The 2,945-nt window shown below is 40.7% G+C and carries 1 protein-coding gene, 10 tRNA genes and 2 pseudogenes; 3 read left to right on the top strand and 10 right to left on the bottom strand.

Translation table 11 applies throughout. From position 1 onward, the window contains the following. From HT709_RS12000 to birA, 3 genes and pseudogenes are all read left to right on the top strand, one after another. Window positions 1-282 (top strand): annotated as a pseudogene (locus HT709_RS12000) (transposase); the annotation flags it as partial. Continuing rightward, window positions 240-877 (top strand): annotated as a pseudogene (locus tag HT709_RS11210) (AraC family transcriptional regulator); the annotation flags it as partial. The pseudogenes HT709_RS12000 and HT709_RS11210, both read left to right, overlap by 43 nt. Next, window positions 874-1,809 carry a bifunctional biotin--[acetyl-CoA-carboxylase] ligase/biotin operon repressor BirA gene (birA, locus tag HT709_RS11205; protein WP_000844510.1) on the top strand — a complete coding sequence of 312 codons (936 nt, stop codon included), beginning with the start codon at window positions 874-876 and terminating at the stop codon, window positions 1,807-1,809. The pseudogene HT709_RS11210 and the gene birA, both read left to right, overlap by 4 nt. A 227-nt stretch (window positions 1,810-2,036) precedes the next feature. On the opposite strand, the gene HT709_RS11200 is transcribed toward birA, so the two are convergent. The 10 genes from HT709_RS11200 to HT709_RS11155 all read right to left on the bottom strand — a co-directional run bounded on the left by HT709_RS11200 (window position 2,037) and on the right by HT709_RS11155 (window position 2,918). Then, window positions 2,037-2,124, bottom strand: a tRNA-Ser gene (locus HT709_RS11200). Window positions 2,125-2,130: 6 nt separating this feature from the next. Further along, window positions 2,131-2,204, bottom strand: a tRNA-Ile gene (locus tag HT709_RS11195). Between the two features lie 35 nt (window positions 2,205-2,239). Further along, window positions 2,240-2,310 (bottom strand) — tRNA-Gly (locus HT709_RS11190). A gap of 19 nt (window positions 2,311-2,329) precedes the next feature. After that, window positions 2,330-2,402: transfer RNA gene (locus HT709_RS11185), tRNA-Phe, on the bottom strand. A 3-nt stretch (window positions 2,403-2,405) separates the two neighbouring features. Next, a tRNA-Met gene (locus HT709_RS11180) sits at window positions 2,406-2,479 on the bottom strand. Window positions 2,480-2,489: 10 nt separating this feature from the next. Further along, a tRNA-Ser gene (locus HT709_RS11175) sits at window positions 2,490-2,579 on the bottom strand. Window positions 2,580-2,589: 10 nt separating this feature from the next. Beyond that, window positions 2,590-2,663 (bottom strand) — tRNA-Ile (locus HT709_RS11170). 13 nt (window positions 2,664-2,676) lie between these two features. Then, window positions 2,677-2,750, bottom strand: a tRNA-Met gene (locus tag HT709_RS11165). Window positions 2,751-2,755: 5 nt separating this feature from the next. Next, window positions 2,756-2,829, bottom strand: a tRNA-Pro gene (locus tag HT709_RS11160). Window positions 2,830-2,844: 15 nt separating this feature from the next. Then, window positions 2,845-2,918, bottom strand: a tRNA-Arg gene (locus HT709_RS11155). Window positions 2,919-2,945: the final 27 nt, after the last annotated feature.

The following is a 2,945-nucleotide window of genomic DNA, read 5'->3' as shown; positions in this document are numbered from 1 at the left end:
CCTGCTTTGAAGACACCTCATGTTATTATCATGGACAATGCTAGTTTTGATCCCAAGAACATTTTGGATGAACTCTGCATCCAAGATAAACACTTTTTCTTACCTCTACCGCCTTATTCACCAGATTTGAATCCTATTGAGTAAGCTTGGGCTATCTTGAAAAAGAAAGTAACAGATTTATTAAGGGAAGTCCCAACTATTTTTGAATGTTTGGAACGCTTTTTAAAACTAAATGACTATATCAAGCAGATAGTAAAGAACCTTGGGCCTACTACTGGTTAGGAATCACTGGAGGGAAAGCTCCTGATTTTTTTTGCCCTTTCTCAAATTTCTGATCAATCCTATCTCATCCAATCTGAAACTTGTCATACCCAGACTACTGCAAAACTCATCTCAGACATTGTTCGCTTCGCTCAGATTACAAAATCCAATGAATTAGCTCAACTCCATATCATGGGACAACTCCATGAACTGATGTTTCATCTGGGAACTATTGCTCCCAATCAGAAAAAAGAATATTTCATCAACCTACCAACTCTATCTTGAATGCAAACGATTAATTGATAGCCACTATCCTCAATCACTTACAATTCAAGATTTAACAAAAGAACTATCCGTTCACAGAAGCTACTTATCAAGCGTATTCAAAGAATTTAATACCTTATCACCCAAAGAATACCTACTCTACGTTCGAATGCACCGAGCTAAACAACTTCTCGAAAATACCCAAGAATCCATCAAGGTAATTGCATACTCGGTAGGTTTTTCAGATCCACTACATTTTTCGAAAGCTTATAAACAATACTTTAATCAGACTCCAAGTCATACAAGAAAAGAATACTCTCAATACCAACTAGTGAGAAAGGCAACATTATGAAATCCTACCAAGCTGTCTACCAAATCCTATCTAAAGAAACCGACTATATCAGCGGAGAAAAAATCGCAGAAAAACTATCCCTAAGCCGAACATCAATTTGGAAAGCTATCAAGCGACTAGAACAAGAAGGGATTGAAATTGATAGTATCAAAAATAGAGGATATAAACTGATGAATGGTGACCTTATTCTTCCAGAGATTCTAGAAGAAAATCTTCCAATTAAAATCAGTTTTAAACCCGAAACAAAATCAACACAACTAGATGCAAAAGAAGCAATTGATTTAGGCTATGAAGCAAACACCCTCTATCTAGCTTCCTATCAAATAGCAGGGCGTGGCCGTTTTCAACGCTCCTTCTACTCTCCTCAAGGTGGCATTTATATGACCCTCCATCTTAAACCAAATCTTCCCTATGACAAATTACCGTCCTACACACTACTTGTAGCTGGAGCTGTCTACAAAGCCATTAAGAACCTAACTTTAATAGATGTCGACATAAAATGGGTCAATGATATCTACCTAAACAATCATAAAATTGGAGGAATTCTCACTGAAGCAATGACCTCTGTAGAAACTGGCTTAGTCACAGATATCATTATTGGAGTAGGTATCAATTTCACTATTAAAGACTTCCCTCAGGAATTAAAAGAAAAAGCTGCCAGCTTATTTAAAGCTACAGCTCCTATAACAAGGAATGAATTGATCATAGAAATCTGGCGTACTTTCTTCGAAACACCAGCAGAAGAGCTATTATACCTATACAAAAAACAGTCATTCGTTCTTGGAAAAGAAGTTACTTTCACACTAGATCAAAAAGACTACAAGGGACTTGCTAAAGACATCTCTGAAAGTGGAAAACTTTTGGTGCAATGTGATAACGGAAAAGAAATCTGGCTCAATAGCGGAGAAATTTCTCTCAAGAGTTGGAAGTAATAATAAATTAGAACAACCATAAAATCGACAATATATAAAGATTTTAGCTTTTCTTCAACCCACTACAGTTGACAAAGAGCCTGAAAACTTCAAAAAACGGATTTTTATCGCTCTGAACATCAAAAAAGAAAGGACGAAATTTGTCCTTTCTCGAGCTTAGCTGACTTCAACCCACTACAGTTGACAAAGAGCCAAATGAAAAAGAGAGTTACAAACTCTCATTAAAACGGAGAATAAGGGATTCGAACCCTTGCGCCAGTTACCCGACCTAACGATTTAGCAAACCGTCCTCTTCAGCCTCTTGAGTAATTCTCCAATTAATGGGCACGAGTGGACTCGAACCACCGACCTCACGCTTATCAGGCGTGCGCTCTAACCACCTGAGCTACGCGCCCAAGTTAAAAAACTTGGTAATTTGAACAAAGTTCAAAGCGGGTGACGAGAATCGAACTCGCGACAACAGCTTGGAAGGCTGTAGTTTTACCACTAAACTACACCCGCATAAATACTATCAATAAAATGGCGCGAGACGGAATCGAACCGCCGACACATGGAGCTTCAATCCATTGCTCTACCAACTGAGCTACCGAGCCTTATTGCGGGAGCAGGATTTGAACCTACGACCTTCGGGTTATGAGCCCGACGAGCTACCGAGCTGCTCCATCCCGCGTTAATATAAAAGGAGGATGTGGGATTCGAACCCACGCACGCTTTTACACGCCTGACGGTTTTCAAGACCGTTCCCTTCAGCCGGACTTGGGTAATCCTCCAATATTCAAATGGACCTTGTAGGACTTGAACCTACGACCACTCGGTTATGAGCCGAGAGCTCTAACCAGCTGAGCTAAAGGTCCGACAAGATCATTATAGCGGCGAAGGGGATCGAACCCCCGACCTCCCGGGTATGAACCGGACGCTCTAGCCAGCTGAGCTACACCGCCATGAATCGGGAAGACAGGATTCGAACCTGCGACACCTTGGTCCCAAACCAAGTACTCTACCAAGCTGAGCTACTTCCCGAGTTAAATAGAAAAATGCACCCTAGAGGAGTCGAACCTCTAACCGCCTGATTCGTAGTCAGGTACTCTATCCAGTTGAGCTAAGGGTGCTCATTAGTTTATGCCGAAGACCGGAAT

The sequence above is a fragment of the Streptococcus sp. 1343 genome (assembly GCF_013277355.1).
GTDB lineage: Bacteria > Bacillota > Bacilli > Lactobacillales > Streptococcaceae > Streptococcus > Streptococcus pseudopneumoniae.
Note: the sequence above shows the minus strand (reverse complement) of the source record. Positions and strands in the feature narration are given on the sequence as shown.